The organism is Amycolatopsis anabasis, from assembly GCF_009765355.1.
Lineage (GTDB): Bacteria > Actinomycetota > Actinomycetes > Mycobacteriales > Pseudonocardiaceae > Amycolatopsis > Amycolatopsis anabasis.
In genome coordinates this window covers 6606-27116 of record NZ_VTHK01000050.1, presented here as the reverse complement: position 1 = coordinate 27116, position 20511 = coordinate 6606, and the positions used below count along the sequence as shown (strand labels likewise).

2 protein-coding genes are annotated in these 20511 nt (G+C 72.5%); both read right to left on the bottom strand.

Translation table 11 applies throughout. The annotated features are described in order from the left end of the window. Positions 1 to 45: 45 nt before the first annotated feature. Positions 46 to 13437 carry a non-ribosomal peptide synthetase gene (locus FXO23_RS39945; protein WP_158892216.1) on the bottom strand — a complete coding sequence of 4464 codons (13392 nt, stop codon included), beginning with the start codon at positions 13435 to 13437 and terminating at the stop codon, positions 46 to 48. Further along, positions 13434 to 20511 (bottom strand): non-ribosomal peptide synthetase (locus FXO23_RS39940; protein ID WP_246258303.1); only part of this gene is annotated, 7078 nt, incomplete at its 5' end. The genes FXO23_RS39945 and FXO23_RS39940, both read right to left, overlap by 4 nt.

Here is a 20511-nt window from a genome sequence, read left to right as displayed (position 1 = left end):
GGGCCGGTTCTAACCGGTTCAAACACTCACGACCCCGTCACCCGCCTACCTCAACGGAACCGGCAAGAACCCAGTCTCCACGAAGTAGGCGAGGATGGCGGAGATGGTCACCGATGGGCAGGGGAACCCAGGTAACGCCCGGCGCACGTTCGTCTGGTCGAAGTGGACGGTCGGGTGGTCGCCGCGGAACTCGTCGACGACCAGGGCGGCGGTGGCCAGGGAACCGGTTCCCCGGGCGGTCCGGTCGGCCAGGCGGCGGTCCCAGTCCGGCCAGGGGACCCGGGCCAAGTCGTAGCCGAAGTCCCGGAGTTCGGCGAGCACCGCGTCGTAGCCGACCAGCCGGGGACTGGTCAGGTGGTACGCGCGCCCCGCCGCATCCGGTTGCCCGGCCAGCCGGACCACGGCGCCGGCGAGGTAGTCGACCGGGACGAACTCCAGATCCGCCGCCAACCGGTCCGGTGCGGCGCCGAGTTCGACGATCGCCCGGATCAGGTTCCAGAACCCGTCCTCGGTGCCGCACGCCCCGGTCACCGAATGCCCGCTGACCCGGCTCGGCCGGTACACGGTGACCGGGATGCCCCGCTCGATCGCCGCCCACACCAGTTCCTCGGCGACCCACTTGCTCGCCGCATACCCGCTGGGCGGCACCGAATCCGGGGCGACCCGGCAGTCCTCGGTCAGCACTTCCGGATTCTCGCCGAGCCCGACCGCGACCGAACACGTCGACATGTAGTGCACGGGTTTGACCCGGCCGGTGCTCGCCAGTCGCAGGATCTCCCGGGTGCCCAGCACGTTCGCCGCCTTCAACCGCGGGTACGCGTCGACGTGGTTCACCCGCGCACCGTTGTGGTAGACGGCGTCGATCTCCCCGGCCAGTTCGGCGAATCGCCGTTCGTCCAGGCCGAGCAACGGTTTCTCCAGGTTTCCCGGTACCGCGACGATCCGCGTGCGGAAGGACTCCCGCCACAGCCCGTACCGGGTCAGCGCCGCCCGCACCCGGTCCAGCGCCGCGTCCTCGCCGTCGGCGCGCACCAGGCACCACACCCGCGCACGGGTCCGGTCCAGCAGTTCCCGGAGCAGGAACGCGCCGAGGAACCCGGTCGCCCCGGTGAGCAGCACCTGGGCGGGATCGACGGCGTTCATCGGGGCGCGACCGGCCGCGGTGATCTCGGGCGGGAGCACCGCCTCGGCCGCCAGGTCGATCCGGTCGTCGAGTTCGCGTTCCGGATTCGCCTCCAGCGCCACCAGTTCCGCGACGGTCTGCTTCTCGAACAGCACCCGCGCCGGGAGGTTCACGTCCAGCTCCTGGCGCAGGCGGCTGATCAGCCGGGTCGCGAGCAGGGAATGCCCGCCGAGTTCGAAGAACCCGTCGTCGATGGACACCCCGGCCACGCCGAGGACCTCCGCGAACAGATCGCACAGCACCCGCTCGCGCTCGTTCCGCGGTGCCCGGCCACGCCGCCGGATCCCCGGCGCGGGCAACGCCTTCCGGTCGAGTTTGCCGTGCGGGGTCAGCGGAAGCGCGTCGATCGGCACGATCGCCGAGGGCACCAGGTGCTCCGGCAACCGGGCCACCAGCCGAGCCCGCACTTCTCCAGGATCCACTGTGGACACCACATAGGCCACCAAGCGCCGTTCGCCCGGCAGGTCTTCCCGGACCACCGCGGCCACCCGGGTGGTTTCCGCGGCGGCGGCCACGGCGGCCTCGACCTCACCCAGTTCGATCCGGAACCCGCGCAGCTGCACCTGATCGTCGGCCCGGCCGACGTACTCCAGCTCCCCGGCCCGGTTCCACCGCGCCAAGTCTCCCGTCCGATACATGCGGCCACCGAATGGACACGCCACGAACCGTTCCGCGGTCAACCCCGGCCGCCCGAGGTAGCCACGGGCCAATCCCGGTCCGGCGACGTACAGTTCCCCGACGACCCCGGGCGGCACCGGGCGCAAGGCGGCGTCCAGCACGTACACCTGAGCGTTCCACAGCGGACGTCCAATAGGGACGATCGCGCGCCCGGGCGTCAGCGGCTCGCTCATCGTGGCGCAGACCGTGGTCTCGGTGGGACCGTAGGCGTTGATCATCCGGCGGCCGGGTGACCAGCGGTCGACCAGGTCCGGCGGGCACGTCTCACCCGCGGCCACCAAGGTCATGCCGCCCGGCAACCGCTCCAGCGCGGCCAGCGCGGCGGGCGGGATCGTGGCGTGCGTGATCCGCTGCGCGTCCAGCAACTCCGCCAGGGCAGGACCGGGCATGAGCCGCTCGGCGGACGCGAGCACCAAGCACGCCCCGGACAACAAGGCCATGCACAGTTCGGAGAACGCGGCGTCGAAGCTCGGTGACGCGAACTGCAGCACGCGGTCCCCGGGCCGGACCCGGAACCGGTCGATCTGCCCGGCCGCCAGGCTCGCCGCACCGCGGTGCGACACCACCACGCCCTTCGGCCGACCGGTCGAACCGGACGTGTAGATCACATACGCCGCACCGGTCACCGGCACCCGCACGCCGGGATCGGTCGCCGGACAACCGGACTCCTCGAGTTCGGTCAGCACGAGCGCGGGCCGGGCGTCCTCGAGGAGGTACGCGATCCGCTCGGCCGGGTAGTCCGGGTCGATCGGCAGGTACGCGGCGCCTGCCTTGAGCACCGCCAGGATCGCGACGATCAGGTCCACCGAACGCGGCAGCCGCAGCGCCACGAGCTGTTCGGGTCCCGCACCCCGCGCGATCAGCGCGTGGGCGAGCCGGTTCGCCCGCTCGTTCAGCTCCACATAGGACAGCGCGAAACCACCGGAGACCACCGCGGGCAGGTCCGGGGTCCGCGCCACCTGTGCCTCGAACAGCTCGGCCACGGTCATCGCGGGCACCGGGCGGGCGGTGTCGTTCCACTCGGCCAGCGACTGCCGCTCCCCCGCGATCAGCAGGTCGGCTTCCGCGAGCGGCCGGTCCGGATCGGCGACGGCGAACTCCAGCAACCGCACCAGGCGTGCCACCAGCGCCGCCACCGTGGCGCGGTCGAACAGGTCGACGCTGAACTCCACGGCACCCGCCAGGCCGTCCGGTTCCTCGCGCAGGACCATCGACAGGTCGAACTTGGCGACGGTGAGTTCCGCCGGTTCCGCTTCGACCCGCAGGCCCGGCAGGTCCAGCGCGACCGCACCGGTGTTCTGGAACGCCAGCAGCACCTGGAACAGCGGGTGCCGCGCCATCGACCGCGCCGGGTTCAGCGCCTCGACGAGCCGTTCGAAGGGCACGTCCTGGTGTTCGTAGGCCGCCAGATCGGTTTCCCGGACCCGGGACAGCAGCTCGCGGAAACTCGGGTTGCCGGAAACGTCGGTCCGCAGCACCAGCGTGTTCACGAAGAACCCGACCAGATCGTCGAGCGCCTCGTCGGTCCGCCCGGCGATCGGGCTGCCGATCGGGATGTCCGTCCCCGCGCCGAGCCGGTGCAACAGCGCCGCCAGACCGGCCTGCACCACCATGAACACGCTCGCCCCGCACGACCGGGCCAGGTTCGACAGGCCACGGTGCAGCTCCGCGTCCAGCCGCACCGGCACGGAATCGCCGCGATAGGTGGCGACCGCCGGACGGGGCCGGTCGGCCGGCAACTCCAGTTCCCCGGGCAGGTCGGCGAGCTGTCCGGTCCAGTAGGCCAGTTGCGCGGCGATCGGGCTCGCCGGATCGTCCTCGCTGCCCAGGGTCTCCCGCTGCCACAGCGCGTAGTCGGCGTACTGCAGCGGCAGCGGCGCGAACTCCGGCGACCGGCCCGCACACCGCGCGGCATACGCCGCGGTCAGGTCCCGGGCCAGCGGCGCTCCCGACCAGCCGTCCCCGGCGATGTGGTGCACCAGCACCAGCACCACGTGCTCGTCCGGACCGATCGCGAACAGCGTGGCGCGGACCGGCGGCTCGGTGGCCAGATCGAACCCGTATCCCGCGGCCGCCCGCAACGCCTCGGCGAGCCCGGCCTCCGGTACGTCCACAACGGACAGTTCCACCGGTTCGGGCGCGCGGACGACCTGCACCGGTTCGCCGTCGACCTCGGGGAAGATCGTGCGCAGGCTTTCGTGCCGCGCGACGACGTCGCCCAGGGCGGCCCGCAGCACTTCGCGGTCCAGCGCTCCCCGCAGCCGCAACGCCATCGGCATGTTGTAGGTGGCCGACGGGCCCTCCAACCGGTTCAGGAACCACAGCCGCCGCTGGGCGAACGACAGCGGCACCCGCTCCGGCCGCGGCCGGGGTTCCGGCGCGGACCGGGCCCGTCCCGCGCCGCGCAGGAGCCCGGCCAGCCCGGCCACCGTGGGCGCCTCGAACAGGGCGCGGATCGGCAGCTCGGCGCCGAGCACCGAACGCACCCGGGAAACCAGGCGCGTGGCCAGCAGCGAATGCCCGCCGAGGGCGAAGAAATCGTCGTGGACCCCGACCCGGGGCAGGCCGAGCACCTCGGCGAACACACCGCGGAGCAGTTCCTCCTGCGGGGTCCGCGGCGCGCGACCGTCCACTTCGGTCACCAGTTCGGGTTCGGGCAGCGCGCGGCGGTCGAGTTTCCCGTTGGGCAGCAGCGGCAACGCGTCCAAGGTCACGAACGCGGACGGCACCAGGTGTGCGGGGACCTGCTCGGTCAGGTGCTTGCGCACCAGCGCCGGTTCGGCCGCGCCGACGAGGTAGGCGACGAGCCGGTCGTCCCGGGCTGCCGCGGCGGCCTGCTCGACCCCGGGTGCGGACGCCAGCGCGGCCTCCACCTCGCCGAGTTCGATCCGGAATCCCCGGATCTTGACCTGATCGTCGGTGCGCCCCAGGTACTCCAGTTCCCCGTCGGCGGTCCACCGCGCCAGGTCCCCGGTCCGGTACACGCGCCCCCCGAACGGGCAGGCCACGAACCGTTCCGCGGTCAGGCCCGGGCGGTTCAGGTATCCGCGCGCGATCTGCGTGCCCGCCGCGTACAGCTCACCGGGCACCCCCGGCGGCACCGGGCGCAGCCGTTCGTCGAGCACGTACAGCCGGGTGTTCCACACCGGGCGGCCGATCGGCACGGTGTGCCCGTCCGGTTCCCCGCACCAGGCGGTCACCTGGATGGTCGCCTCGGTCGGGCCGTACAGGTTGACCACCGGCGCCCGCCAGGCGGACGTGAGGTCCGCGACCAGGGCGGCGGGCAGGGCCTCGCCGCCGCTGTAGATCCGCCGCACCGCGTGCCCGGGTGGGGGCGCGGGCAGCGCGGCCAGCAGGGACGGTACGAAGATCGCGACCGTGACCCCGGTTTCGGCCAGGAAGGTCACCAGCCGGGCCGGGTCCCGGGTCACCTCGGCGGGCGCCACGCGGATCGCGGCCCCTGCCAGCAACGGCGGCCAGACCTCGCACAGCGCGGCGTCGAAACCGGCCGAGGTGCGAGCGAGCAGCACGTCCGCGGCGGTCAGCGGGTACGTCTCCGCCAGCCAGGACAGGTGGCTGACCAGGCTGCGGTGCTCGACCACCACGCCCTTGGGGCGGCCGGTGGAACCCGAGGTGTAGATGACGTGCGCCGGGCTCGCCGGATCGATCGCACGCTCGAACTCCGCGGGCTGCCCCGCGAGGCACGCCTCGGTCTCCGGGTCGCCCAGCACCAGGCGCGGGCGTGGATCGTCTACTGAGGACAGTTCGACTCCGGCCGCGGTCACGATCGCCACCGGGGCGGCGTCGCCGAGCAGGTAGTTGATCCGCTCGGCCGGGTATTCCGGGTCGATGGGCAGGTAGGCGGCGCCCGATTTGAGCACGGCCAGCTGCGCGACGATCAGGTCCGCGGACCGGGGCAGCACGACGGCCACCACCCGCTCCGGCCCCGCGCCCCAGGCGGTCAGCACCCGCGCCAGCCGGTTGGCGCGCGCTTCGAGGTCCGCATAGGACAGTGCTTCGTCCGCGAAGAGGACCGCCGGGTTCCCGGGTGTCCGGGCCGCCTGTTCGGCGACCAGTTCCGGGACGGTCCGGCGCGGGACTTCGTGTTCGGTGTCGTTCCATCCGGTCAGCAGCCGCCGTCGTTCCGCTGCGCCCAGCAGCTCGAGGTCGCCGAGGGGCCGGTCCGGATCCTCGGCGGCCGCGGTGAGCAGCCGCACCAGCCGCTCCGCCAGGACCTCGGCGCTTTCCGGTTCGAACAGGTCGGCGCTGAACTCGAGCCCGCCTTCGACGCCGTCCGGCGCGCCCGCCGCGGTGTGGCGTTCGGCGAGGGTGACCGCCAGATCGAACTTGGCGTCGGTGCGCCCGGTCGATTCCGGTTCGACGCGCAGGCCGGGCAACTCCAGTACGGCCTCGGCGTTGTTCTGGAACGAAAGCAGAACCTGGAACAGCGGATGCCGCGCCATCGACCGCGCCGGGTTCAGCACCTCCACCAGCCGCTCGAACGGCACCTCCTGATGCGCATACGCCGCCAGATCGATCTCCCGAACCCGCGCCACCAACTCCCGGAAACTCGGGTTGCCGGAAACATCGGTTCGCAACACCAAGGTATTGACGAAGCAGCCGACCAGTTCGTCCAGTGCCTCATCGGTCCGCCCGGCGATCGGGGTGCCGATCGGAATGTCCGTCCCCGCGCCCAGCCGGTGCAACAGCGCCGCCAAACCGGCCTGCACCACCATGAACAGGCTGGCCTGACCGTCCTGGGCCAGGTTCGACAGGGCCCGGTGCGTCTTCGCGTCCAGCCGTACCGGCACCCGGCCGCCCCGGCGACCGGCGACCGGCGGGCGTGGCCGGTCCGCGGGCAACGCGAGTTCCTCCGGCAGTCCGGCCAACCGCTCCGACCAGTACGCGAGCTGCCGCGCGAGCGGGCTGTCCGGATCGTCCTCGCTGCCCAGCAGTTCCCGCTGCCACAACGCGTAATCCGCGTACTGCACCGGCAACGGCGTGAACTCCGGCGCCCGCCCCGCACACCGCGCCGCGTACGCCCGGGTGAAGTCGCGCATCAGCGGAGCCAGTGACCAGCCGTCCCCGGCGATGTGGTGCACCAGCAGCAGCACCACGTGTTCGTCCGGGCCGAGGGCGAACAGGGTCGCCCGCAACGGCACGTCCCGGGTCAGGTCGAACCCCGCCGCGGACGCCGCCGGCAGGGCCGCATCCAGATCGTCCACTTCGGACACCGCGAGTTCGGGAACCACGCCGTCCAGGACGCGCTGCACGGGTTCGCCGCAGACCTCGGGGAAGACCGTGCGCAGGCTTTCGTGCCGGGCCACGACGTCGCCGAGCGCGGCCCGCACCGCGGCGCGGTCCAGCGCGCCCCGCAGCCGCAGGGCCATCGGCATGTGGTACGCCGAGGACGCGCCGTCGAACCGGTTGAGGAACCACAACCGCCGCTGCGCGAACGACAACGGCAGCCGCTCCGGCCGCTCCCGCCGGGCGAGGGGCGGCCGGGCCCGCGGCGCCGCCTCGAGCCGGTCGGCGAGTTCGGCCACCGTGGGCGCTTCGAACAGCGCGCGGATGCCCAGCTCGACGCCGAGCGCGGCGCGGATCCGCGAGACCAGCCGGGTCGCCAGCAGCGAATGCCCGCCCAGTTCGAAGAAACCGTCGTCGATCGACACCCGCGTGAGCCCGAGCACCTCGGCGAACAACCCGCACAGCGCTTCCTCGCGGGGGGTGCGCGGATCCCGCCCACCGGGCCGGGCTTCCGGGGCGGGCAGCGCCTTGCGGTCGATCTTCCCGTTGGGCGTCAACGGGAATTCCTCGAGCACGACGAACGCGGACGGCACCAGGTAGTCCGGCAGGCGATCGGCCACGAACCCGCGCACCACGGCCGCATCGAGCCCGGTTCCCCGCAGGTACCCGATGAGCCGGTCCCGGTCGGCCAGCACCAGGGCTTGCGCGACCCCGGGACACCGGCCCAGCACGGCCTCGATCTCACCGGGTTCGACCCGGAAACCGCGGATCTTCACCTGGTGATCGGCGCGCCCGGCGAACTCCAGCTCCCCGGCCCGGTTCCACCGCGCCAAGTCCCCCGTGCGATACATGCGGCCACCGAACGGGCACGCCACGAACCGTTCCGCGGTCAACCCCGGCCGCCCGAGGTAACCACGAGCGAGGCCCACTCCGGCGACATACAGCTCGCCGGTCACACCGGGCGGCACCGGGCGCAGGGCGGAATCGAGCACGTAGACCCGGGTGTTGCGCACCGGCCCGCCGATCGGCGGCACGACATGCCCGCTCAGCGGTTCGCTCATCGTGGCGCACACCGTCGTTTCGGTCGGCCCGTACGCGTTGACCATCCGCCGCCCCGGCGACCACCGGCCGACCAGCTCCGATGAGCACGCCTCACCCGCGACCACCAAGGTCATTCCGTCCGGCAACCGCTCCATCGCCGCCAGCGCGGCGGGCGGGATCGTGGCATGCGTGATCCCCTGCGCGGTCAGCAACTCCGCCAGAGCCCGACCGGGCATGAGCCGCTCGGCGGGAGCCAGGACCAAGCATGCCCCGGACAACAAGGACATGCACAGTTCCCAGAAAGCCGCGTCGAAGCTCGGCGAGGCGAACTGCAGCACCCGGCTGCCCGGGCCGACCGCGAACCGGTCGCGCTGCGCGGCCGCCAGGCTCGCCGCACCGCGGTGCGACACCACCACACCCTTCGGCCGACCGGTCGAACCGGACGTGTAGATCACATACGCCGCACCGGAAACCGGTACCCGGCGACCGACCGGGCCGCTCGGCTGGTTCGCCGCCTCGGCGAGCAGTTCGGCCAGGATCTCGGGTGAAACGGTCAGCACCGGCGCGGAATCGTCGAGCAGGAACGCGATCCGCTCGTCCGGGTAGTCCGGATCGACGGGCAGGTACGCGGCGCCCGCCTTGAGCACCGCGAGTTGCGCGACCACCAAGTCCACCGAGCGCGGCAGTCGCAGCGCCACGAGCCGCTCGGGTCCCGCTCCCCGCGCGATCAGCGCGCGGGCCAGCCGGTTCGCGCGCTCGTCCAGCTCCGCATAGGACAGTCCGGAGTCCTCGAACACCACCGCGGGCGCATCCGGGGTCCGCGCCGCCTGCGCCTCGAACAGCTCGGCCACGGTCGCCTCGGGCACCGGGCGGGCGGTGTCGTTCCACTCGACCAGCGATCGCCGCTCCCCCGCGGTCAGCACGTCGACCTGCCCGACGGTGCGGGCGGGATCGGCGGTGACCGTGTCCAGCAGCCGGACGAGCCGATCGGCCAGCAGGCGCACGGTTTCGCGGTCGAACAGGTCGACGGCGAACTCGGCCGTGCCGTCGATTCCGTCCGGGGTGCCGCTCCCGGTGTGCCGTTCGGCGAGCGTGATCGACAGGTCGAACTTCGCCGAACGCGAGTCCACCGGTTCCGGGGTGACCCGCAGACCGGGCAGTTCCAGCGTGGCCTCGGCGTTGTTCTGGAACGCCAGCAGGACCTGGAACAGCGGGTGCCGGGCCATCGACCGCGCGGGGTTCAGCACCTCCACCAACCGCTCGAACGGCACCTCCTGATGCGCATACGCCGCCAGATCGATCTCCCGGACCCGCGCCACCAACTCCCGGAAACTCGGGTCACCCGACACGTCGGTCCGCAGCACCAGCGTGTTCACGAAGAACCCGACCAGATCGTCCAGCGCCTCATCGGTACGCCCCGCGACCGGGCTGCCGATCGGAATGTCCGTCCCCGCGCCGAGCCGGTGCAACAACGCCGCCAAACCGGCCTGCACCACCATGAACACGCTCGCCCCGGCCTGCCGCGCGACCCGCACCACCCGGGCGTGCAACTCGGGGTCGATTCGCAGCTCGACCCGATCGCCGCGATGGCTCGCCACCGCGGGACGCGGCCGATCGGCGGGCAGGGCGATCTCCTCGGGCAGTCCCGCCAAGTTCCGCGACCAGTAGGCCAGCTGCCGCGCGATCGGGCTGTCCGGATCGTCCTCGCTGCCCAGCAGTTCCCGCTGCCACAACGCGTAATCCGCGTACTGCACCGGCAACGGCGTGAACTCCGGCGCCCGCCCCGCGCACCGCGCCGCATACGCCACCGACAGGTCCCGGGCCAGCGCCGCCGCCGACCACCCGTCCCCGGCGATGTGGTGCACCAGCATGAGCAGCACGTGCTCCTCGGGACCGAGCGAATACAGCGCGGCCCGCACCGGGATCTCTTCGGTCAGGTCGAATCCGCGGCTCATCGCCGCCCGCAGATCTTCCGCGGAGTACTCCACTGTGGACAGTTCAAGCTCCGGCGTGTCCACGATCCGCTGGACCGGTTCGCCGTCCACCTCCGGGAACACCGTGCGCAGGCTCTCGTGCCGGGCGAGCAGGTCCCGCAAAGCTTCCCCCAGTGCGACCGGATCGAGCGCCCCCGACAGGCGTAGCGGCAGCGGCATCAGATAGGTCGCCGTCGCCCCCTCGAGCCGGTTGAGAAACCACAGGCGCCGTTGCGCGAGCGACAACGGCACCACCCCGGGCCGCTCGACCGGCCGCAGCGGGGTTCGCGCGCCCCGCGCGCCATCGAGCCGCCCGGCCAGGCTCGCCACGGTCGGCGACTCGAACAGCGCGCGGATGCTCAGTTCGACGCCGAGCGCGGACCGGACCCGGGACACCAGCCGGGTCGCCAGCAGCGAATGCCCGCCCAGTTCGAAGAAGCCGTCGTCGATCGACACCCGCGCGACCCCGAGCACCTCGGCGAACAACCCGCACAGGATCTCCTCGCGCGGCGACCGCGGCGACCGGCCACCCGGCACCCCGGCGAAATCCGGGGCGGGCAGCGCCGGGCGATCGAGTTTCCCGTTGGGAGTCAACGGCAGCGCTTCGAGCGGGACGAGCGCCGACGGCACCAGGTACTCCGGCAACGTGGCAGCCAGCCGCCGGCGCAGTTCCGCCCGGTCCGGCGTGTGCCCCGGCTCCGGAACCACGTACCCGGCGAGCTGATCCCCGCGCGCCACCACGGCGGCCCGCGCGATCCCGGGACAACGCGCCAGGGCCGCCTCGATCTCACCGAGTTCGATCCGGAACCCGCGCACCTTCACCTGGTCGTCGGTGCGGCCCAAGTACTCCAGCTCACCGTCGGCATTCCACCGCACGACGTCCCCGGTCCGATACATGCGCCCGCCGAACGGACACGCCACGAACCGCTCAGCGGTCAGGCCGGGACGATTCAGGTAACCCCGCGCGAGCCCCGCACCAGCGAGGTACAGCTCCCCGGCCACCCCGTCCGGTACCGGTCGCAACGCCGAATCCAAGACGTAAACCCGGGTGTTCCAGGTGGGGCGGCCGATCGGCACGGGACCCGGCGCCAGTTCCTGACCGGGCCGGACGCGGTACTCGACGCACCCGACGGTGACCTCGGTGGGCCCGTACTCGTTGATCACGGTCGCGCCCGGCCGCCGGGCCCGCCACCGGTCGGCCACCTCGCCGAGCAGCTGCTCCCCGCCGACCACCAGCTCCCCGGTCGGCGAGAACTCGTCCGGTAACTCGGCCAGCAACGCGAGATGGCTCGGCGTGGCCTTGAGCAAGGTGCACGGCTCGGCGGGCGCGTCCCCGTCCAGTTCGGTGACCACGAGCCGCCCGCCGACCGTGAGCGGCAGGTGCAGCGCGGTCACCGTGAGGTCGAACGCGACCGGCGAATGCAGCGGCGAAACTCCGCGCGCGCCCGGGTACGCGTCCGCGGCCCAGCTCAGGTAGTCGACCACCGAGCGGTGCTCGACGACCACGCCCTTGGGCCGCCCGGTGGAACCGGAGGTGTAGATGACGTAGGCGGGATGCGACGGCCGCAGCGGCGCCCGGCGATCGGCATCGGTCAGATCCGCATCGTCTTCGCCGAGCTCGAGTCCGTCCAGCGTGGTGAGGGTCAGCACCGGACGCGAATCGCCGATCAGGTAGTCGATGCGCTCGGCGGGATAGTCGGCTTCGATCGGCACGTAGGCCGCCCCGGTCTTGAGCACCGCCCAGACCGCGACGACCAGGTCCGCCGATCGCGGCAGCACGAGCGCCACCGAACGTTCCGGCCCGGCGCCGCGCGCGACCAGCCACCGGGCCAGCCGGTTGGCGCGGCCGTTCAGCTCCCGGTAGGACAGCGTCCGGTCGCCGTCGAGCACCGCGGGCGCGCCGGGCGTGCGGGCGGCCTGGGCCTCGAACAGTTCCGGCACGGTCGCCGCGGGCACCGGACGATCGGTCGCGTTCCGCTCGACGAGCAGCCGGGTGCGTTCCTCGCCGGTGAGCAGGTCGATGCGGCCCACCGGCTGGTCCGGATCGGCGGCGAAGGCTTCCAGCAGCCGCACGTATCGGGTCGCGAGCCGGTCGACCTCGGTCCGGTCGAACAGGTCCGGCCGGTAGTCCAGACGCAGCCGCAGCACCGGTCCGTGCTGGGCCGCGGTCAGGCCGAGCGGGTAGTGGGTCGAGTCCCGTCCGTCCACCGCGGACACCCGGAGCCCGGCGATCGGTTCGCCCAGACCGGCCGCGTCCAGGGGATAGTTCTCGAACACGGTGGTGGTGTCGAACAGCTCGCCGCCCCCGGCGAGCCGCTGGATCTCGGTGAGCCCGAGGTGCTGGTGGGCGAGCAACGCGGTCTGCCGGTCCTGTGCGCGGGACAGCACCGCCCGCAGCGGTTCGTCCGGGGTCCAGTTCAGCCGGACCGGCAGGGTGTTGATGAACAGCCCCACCATGCTTTCCACCCCGGGCAGTTCCGGCGGGCGACCGGACACCGTGGTGCCGAACAGCACGTCCTCCCGCCCGGTGACCGCGCCGAGCAGCAAGCCCCAAGCCCCCTGCACGAGCGTGTTCATGGTCAGCCCGTGCCGCCGCGCCCGCGCGGCCAGCGCCGCGGTGAACTCCGCGGGAAGGTCCCGGGAGAACCGTTCCGGGGTTCGTGGCGTCCGGCTCGGATCGGTCCCCGCGAGCAGCACGGGTTCCGCGCCCGCCAGGGTTTCCCGCCACGCGGATTCCGCCGCCGGGCGGTCCTGCGCGGCGAGCCAGGACAGGTAGTTCCGGTACGGCGTCACCCGGGGCAGCGCGGTGTCGTCGCCGCGGCGCGCGTACAGCTCGAGGAGTTCGGCCACGAGCACCGGCATCGACCAGCCGTCCCAGAGGATGTGGTGGTTGGTCAGCACGAACCGGTGCCGCCGCGCGCCGAGCCGGAACAGCGTGCAGCGCAGCAGCGGCGGCCGGGTGAGGTCGAACCGCCGCGCCCGGTCCTCGTCGAGCAGGCGCCGCAGTTCGGCGTCCTGCGCCGGGCCGAGCCCGGACAGGTCGTGCTCGGCCCAGGGCAGCGTCACCTCGCGCGCGACGATCTGCACCGGCTGGTCGACGTTCTCGTGCCAGAACCCGGCACGCAGGTTCGCGTGGCGGCGCAGCAATGCCTGTCCGGCTGCGCGCAACGCGGCGGTGTCCAGCTCGCCCTCGAGGTCGAAGAACAGCTGCACCACGTAGACGTCGGCGGCCTGCTCGTCGTAGAGCGCGTGGAACAGCAGCCCCTGCTGCAACGGGGACAGCGGCAGGATCTCCTCGATCCGCGAACGTTTCATTCCGCTCCCCACGCGGCCTCCAACTGTTCGATCTGGGCCTGGTCCAGGGAGACCAGCGAAAGGTCCGAGGGCGTGTACCCACCCGCGCCCGGTTCCCGCGCGTGCTTCGCGAGCGCACCGAGGGCCTCGAACCAGAGGTCGGCCAGTTCGCGGAGTTTCCGCTCGGCGAACACCGCGTCCGGCCACAGCCACCGCACGGCCAGGCGCGGACCGTCCGCGTGGTCCAGGACGAGGGCGTTGACCTCCAGCGCGTGCGCGAACGGCAGGTCCGGATCGACCGGGCCGCCGGCGAGCGCGTCCGCTTCCGGCGCGGTGGTGAAGTCCTCCTCGTGGCCGACCGGGAACCGGCCGAGGTAGTTGAACCCGAGCTGCGGCCGCGCGAGCCCGGCCAGCTCCGGCCCGGTCCGCGGGTTGAGGTAGCGCAGCAGCCCGTAGCCGATCCCGTTGTCCGGCACGGCACGCAGTTGTTCCTTGACGCGTTTCAGCGCCGCGCCGAGGCCGGGGCCACCGGCCCGCACCTGCGCCCAGTCGAGTTCGCCCACGTCGAGCCGGACCGGGAACATACTGGTGAACCACCCGACCGTGCGGGACAGCTCGGCCCGTTCGACGACGTCCTCGCGGCCGTGCCCTTCCAGGTCCACCAGCAGGCCGGTGCGCCCGCGCCATGCGGCGACCGCCAGCGCCAGCCCGGTCAGCAGCACGTCGTCGACCCCGGCGTGGAACGCGGCGGGCACGCTGGTCAGCAGCGGTTCGGTGGTCTCCGGGGGCAGGGCGAGTTCGATCGACCGCGCGGTGCCGCTCAGGTCCCGCGCGGGATCGAGGGGCAGCTCGCCCAGCGGCGCGTCCGGTTCGGCCAGCATCCCGGTCCACACCCCGAGTTCGTCCACTCTGGACTGGGCGAGCCCGGTCAGCGCGTGCGACCAGGTGCGGAACGAGGTCGGCACCGGCTCCAGGTCCGGGGCGCGCCCGGCCGCGGCGGCGCGCCAGGCCGCGGCGAGGTCGGGCAGCAGGATCCGCCAGGACACCCCGTCGACGACCAGGTGGTGCAGGGTGAGCAGCAACCGGCCCGGTGCGCCCGGCCCGGCGTCGAACCACACGGCCTGGACCATCACCCCGGTTTCCGGCACGAGCCGTCGCGCGGCGGATTCGGCCTCTTCGACCACCAGTTTCGCGAGATCGTCGGCGTCGGCGGCCTGGACGCGGCGCACGTGCTCTTCGGCGCGGACCGTTCCGGGTGGCGGGATCTCCAGCGTCCAGTCCCGGCCGAGCCGCATCCGGAGGGCGTCGTGCCGGTCGAGCACCGCCTGCAGCGCGGTGGCCAGCCGGTCCAGGCCGAGATCGGCGGGCACGCGCACCACCATCGACTGGTTGAACCCGTCGATCGGCCCGCCGCGCTCGGCCAGCCAGCGCATGATCGGTGTCGGCGCGACCGAGCCGATCGCGGCCTCCGGCGGTTCCACGGCGGCCGCGGTGACGGTCTCCGCGACGGCGGCCAGCGCCTCGACCGTCTTGTGCTGGAAGACATCCCGCGGCGAGAGCACCAGCCCGGCCGTGCGGGCGCGGCTCACCAGCTGGATCGAGACGATGCTGTCGCCGCCGAGGTCGAAGAAGCTGTCGTCGATCGTCACCGCGGGCACGCCGAGCACCTCGGCGAACAGCGAGCACAGGATCTCCTCGCGCGGCGACCGGGGCGCGCGGCCGTCGGCGGACGCGGTCACCTCGGGCGCGGGCAGCGCCCCGCGGTCCAGCTTTCCGTTGCGGGTCAACGGCAACCTCGCCAGCGGGACGAACGCGGCGGGCAGCATGTGGTCCGGCAGGATCCGGGCGAGATGGGCGCGCAACTCGGCTTCGCGGTCGCCGACGAAGTAGGCGACCAGGCGCCCCTCGCGGGCGACCACGGCGGCCTGGCTCACCCCGGGATGGGTGACCAGGGCGGCCTCGATCTCACCGAGTTCGATCCGGAAACCCCGGATCTTGACCTGGTCGTCGGCCCGGCCCAGGTAGTCGAGCGTCCCGCTCGTGGTCCAGCGAGCCAAGTCCCCCGTTCGATACATACGGCCCCCGAAAGGACAGGCCACGAACCGTTCGGCGGTCAACCCCGGCCGGTTCACGTAACCGCGCGCCAGCCCGGCACCGGCGACGTACAACTCGCCGACCACCCCGGGCGGCACCGGGCGCAGCGCGTCGTCGAGCACGTAGGTGCGCAGATCGGGCAGGGCCACCCCGATCGGGCTCCCCGCGGTCTCCCCGTCCAGCGCGTGATAGGTGACGTGCACGGTGGTTTCGGTGATCCCGTACATGTTCACCAGCGCGGTGTCCGGATGCCGTTTCCGCCAGGGCGTGAGTCGGCCGGGTTCGAGGGCCTCGCCGCCGAACACCACGCACCGCAGGTCCAGCGGGCTCCCCTGGTCGGCCTGCTGCAACTGGTAGAACGCGGACGGCGTCTGGTTGAGCACGGTCACCCGCTCGCCCGCCAGGAGCCGCAGGAACTCCTCGGGCGAGCGGGTGACCGCGTGCGGCACGACGACCAGGCGGCCGCCGTGCAGGAGCGGGCCCCAGATCTCCCACACCGAGAAGTCGAACGCGGGCGAATGGAACAGCGTCCACACGTCGTCCTCGGTGAAGGAGAACCACTGGCGAGTGGCGGACAACAAACGCGTCACGTTCCGGTGCGGTACGACCACACCCTTGGGTTTCCCGGTGGAACCGGAGGTGTAGATGACGTAGGCCGCGCCATCCGCCGCGATCGGCACGTCCGTGCGGTCGGCCGGGTATTCATCGAGGTCCGCGCTGTTCAGCACGAGTTTCGTTACCGAAGTGTCCAGAGTAGACAGTCCTGGGGTGGTGAGCAGCAGCACCGGTCGCGAGTCCTCGAGGACGTGGGCGATCCGGTCGGCCGGGTAGTCCGGATCGATCGGCACGTACGCGGCGCCGGATTTGAGCACCGCGAGGATCGCGACGATCAGATCCGCCGACCGGGGCAGCGCGAGCGCCACGAACCGCTCCGGCCCGGCGCCGTGTTCGATCAGCCGCCGGGCCAGCCGGTTGGCGCGGTCGTCGAGTTCCGCGTAGGTCAGGGAATCCCGCTCGAACGTTACGGCGACGCGCCCGGGATGGCTGGCCGCCTGCGCCTCGAAGAGTTCGACAAGTGTGCGGCTCGAATCCTCGATCGCGGGGGTGTCGGCGAGGACCAGGGCGCGTTCGGCGTCGGTCAGCACGTCGATCCCGGCGAGCGGCCGCGCGGGATCGGCGGTGACCGCGTCCAGCAGCCCGGTCAGCCGGTCGGCCAGGGCGGCCACGGTTTCGGAGTCGAAGAGGTCGAGGCTGAACTCGACGATCCCCTCGATGCCGCCCGGGGAACCGTCCGGCGCGTGGCGTTCGGCGACGCTGAACGTGAGGTCGAACCGGGAGGTGCGCAGGGCGCCCGGTTCCGGCGTGGCCCGCACGCCCGGCAGGTCGAGGGTGGCGTCGGCGTTGTTCTGGAACGCCAGCATGACCTGGAACAGCGGGTGGCGGGCGAGTGAACGCTCCGGGTTGAGCGCCTCCACGAGCCGTTCGAAGGGCACGTCCTGCTGCGCGTACGCGGCGAGATGGGTGTCCCGCACGCGATTCGGTAGTTCCCGGAAGGTCGGGTTGCCGCTGGTGTCGGTACGCAGGACCAAGGTGTTGACGAAGAAACCGACCAGATCGTCGAGCGCCTCATCGGTCCGCCCGGCGATCGGACTCCCGATCGGAATGTCGTGTCCCGCACCGAGCTTCGTCAGCAGCGCCGCCAGACCGGCCTGCACCACCATGAACACACTCGCCCCGCACTCCCGCGCCAAAGCCACCAGCCGACCGTGCAGTTCGGCACCGAACTCCAGGGCGATCGAGTCGCCGCGGTGGGTGGCGACCGCCGGGCGCGGCCGGTCCACCGGCAGCGTGAGTTCTTCCGGCAGATCGGCGAGCTGTGCCGTCCAGTAGGCGAGCTGCCGCGCGATCGGACTCTCCGGGTCCTGCTCACTCCCGAGCCCTTCCCGCTGCCACAACGTGTAATCCGCATACTGCACCGGCAACGCCTCGAACTCCGGGGCGGCACCGGCCGCCCGCGCCGCGTAGGCCGCCGCGAGGTCGCGGGCCAGCGGGGCCAGGGACCACCCGTCGGCGGCGATGTGGTGCACCAGCAGCGAGAGCACGTGCGTGTCCGGGGCGAGGGTGAACAGCTCGGCCCGCACCGGGATCTCGGTGGCCAGATCGAACGCGTACCCGGCGGCCGCTTCCAGCGCCTTGCCCAGCCTTTCCTCGTCTATGTCCACAACGGACAGCGGTGGCCGGGCGTCGGCGAGGATGTGCTGCACCGGCTCGCCGTCGACCTCGGGGAAGGTCGTGCGCAGGCTTTCGTGCCGCCGGGCCAGATCGCCGAGCGCGGCGCGCAGGGCTTCGGCGTCGACCGGACCGGTCAACCGCAGCGCCGTCGGCATGTTGTAGGTCGCCGACGGTCCCTCGAGCCGGTTCAGGAACCACAACCGCCGCTGCGCGAACGACAACGGGATCCGCTCCGGCCGCTCCCGCCGCGTCAACGGCAACCGCGTGCCCGGCACGTCGTCGAGCCGCGCCACCAGCCCGGCGACGGTCGGCGCCTCGAACAGGGTCCGCACGGACAACTCCACCCCGAGCACCGAACGGGCGCGGGACACCAGCCGCGTGGCGAGCAGCGAATGCCCGCCCAGCGCGAAGAAACCGTCGTCGATCGACACCCGGGGCACCCCGAGGACCTCGGCGAACAGCCCGCACAGCGCCGCTTCCCGCGGATTCCGCGGCGCCCGGCCCGCCCCGGCCGGGGTGGCCGCGGGCACCGGGAGCGCGTGCCGATCCAGTTTCCCGTTGCCGGTCAGGGGCAACGCGTCGAGCCGGACGAACGCGGAAGGCACCAGGTAGTCCGGCAGGACCGCGCCGAGCCGCGCGCGCAGCTCGCCGAGGTCGAGTTCCCGGTTCGCGACGAGGTAGGCCACCAGGCGCTTGTCCCCCGGCACGTCCTCGCGGACCAGCACTGCGGCCTGCGCGATTCCCGGTTCGGCGGCGAGCGCGGATTCGACCTCGCCGGGCTCGATCCGCAGGCCCCGGATCTTCACCTGGTCGTCGGCGCGGCCCGCGAACTCCAGGTCCCCATCGGCGTTCCAGCGCACCAGGTCACCCGTGCGGTACATCCTGGTGCCCTTTTCGAACGGGCAGGCCACGAACCGTTCGGCGGTCAGGTCCGGGCGGCCGACGTACCCGCGGGCGAGCCCGGTGCCCGCCACGTACAGCTCGCCGACCACGCCCGGTGGCACCGGGCAGAGGGCGTCGTCGAGCACGTACGGCCGCATGGCGTCCAGCGGGCGGCCGATCGGCACGGCGTCCGGAACGGGCGCGCCGGGCGGCATGCGGTGCACGCTCGCGCAGACGGTGACCTCGGTCGGCCCGTACCCGTTGACCACCTCGATCCCCGGGCACGCGGCCCGGACCCGCCGGACGGCGTCCGCGGACACGACGTCCCCACCGGTCCAGACCTCGTCCACTTCGGACAGACAGGCGGGTGATTCCTCGGCCAGCAGGCGGAACAGGCCCGCGGTGAGCCACACCCGGCTGACCCGGTTCCCCTCGATGACCCGGTTCCCCTCGATGACCCGGCCCAGATCGGCGAGGTCGAGATCGCCCGCGGGCGCGAGGACGAGTTCGCCGCCGCCGAGCAGCGGGGCCCACAGCTCCAGGGTCGAGGCGTCGAACGCCTGCGGCGAGTGCACCAGCATCCGCTCCGGGCCGTTCGCGACGACCCGCCGATCGCGGGCGAACGCCGCCACATCGGCGTGCGTGATGCCGACGCCCTTCGGGGTCCCGGTGGAACCCGAGGTGTACATGACATAGGCCAGGTGCTCCGGATGCACCGGAACCCGGGGATCGTCCGGCGAACCTGTGTCCACTGTGGACGCCACAATCCGCGCGGGAAGCTCGAGCGCGTCCCGATCGGTGAGCACGATCTCCGCACCGGTCTCGGCGAGGATCAGCGCCAGGCGCGCGTCGGGATAGCGCCGGTCCAGCGGGACGTAGGCCGCCCCGGCCTTGAGCACGGCGAGCAGCGAGACGACCAGTTCCGGCGACCGGTCGTGCAGGACGCCCACCCGGGAATCCGGCCGCACGCCCAGGCCGATCAACCGGTGTGCCAGCCGGTTCGCCCGCGCGTTCAGCTCCGCGTAGGTGAGCGTGACGCCCCCACCGGTCACCGCCGGGGCATCCGGGGTGGCTCTGGTCCGGGCCGCGAACAGTTCGGTCAGGGTCGCGGCCGGGACCTCGTGTCCCCGGTTCGCGCGCTCGGCCAGGAGCAGGTGCCGTTCCGCCGGGGTGAGCACGTCGATCCGGCCGAGGGACCGGTCGGGATCGGCGGTCGCGGCGTCGAGGAGGGCGGCGAGCCGGGCCACCAGCGCGGTGACGGTGTTTCGGTCGAAGAGGTCGACGCTGAAGTCCACCGTGCCGTCGATTCCGCCGGTTTCCCGTTCGGCGAGGTTGATCGAGAGGTCGAACTTGGCGACGGCGAGCGTGGTCGGTTCGGTGGTGACGTCCAGACCGGGCAGCGCGGGAAGCGGGGTGCTGCCGTTCTGGAAGGCCAGCATCACCTGGAACAGCGGGTGGCGGGCGGCGGACCGGGCCGGGTTGAGCGCCTCCACGAGCCGTTCGAAGGGCACGTCCTGCTGCGCGTACGCGGCGAGATCGGTGTCCCGCACGCGATCCAGTAGTTCCCGGAAGGTCGGGTTGCCGCTGGTGTCGGTACGCAGGACCAAGGTGTTGACGAAGAACCCCACCAGATCATCGAGGGCCTCATCGGTCCGCCCGGCGATCGGACTCCCGATCGGAATGTCGTACCCCGCACCGAGTTTGGACAGCAGTGCCGCCAGACCGGCCTGCACCACCATGAACGCACTCGCCCCGCACTCCCGCGCCAGACCCACCAGGCGACCATGCAGGTCCGCGTCGAAGTGCACCGGCACGCTTTCCCCGCGGTGACTGGCGACCACCGGCCGGGCCCGGTCCACCGGCAGCGTGAGTTCTTCCGGCAGATCG